The sequence below is a fragment of the Peribacillus sp. SIMBA_075 genome, from assembly GCF_046534585.1.
Window position 1 is genome coordinate 1 of record NZ_JAWRYN010000652.1, and the last position, 270, is coordinate 270.

The following is a 270-nucleotide window of genomic DNA, read 5'->3' on the forward strand; positions in this document are numbered from 1 at the left end:
TTTTCACCAGCACCAGTTAGAATAACTACGCGAGTATTGGACTCTTCACTTATTTGAGTTAATATATTTTGTAACTCTTCTAATAACGCTAAAGATAATGAGTTTGCTTGTCTTTCACGATTTAATGAAATCTTTACAACGTGAGGTGTTACATAATCAACTGAAATGTTTTGTAATTGTAGCATCTTCTCACCTACTTATCGTTTTATGTTGAAGCGCTCTATACACATGACTCGGTAATTGGATATTTAATTTACTTTGAATGAAGTG

At 32.2% G+C, this 270-nt stretch carries 1 protein-coding gene; it reads right to left on the minus strand.

Annotated elements, in window-relative coordinates:
• A partial coding sequence (locus tag SB775_RS29785) for an enoyl-CoA hydratase-related protein (protein WP_410864847.1) occupies positions 1 to 185 on the minus strand: 185 nt, incomplete at its 3' end.
• Positions 186 to 270 lie beyond the last annotated feature (85 nt).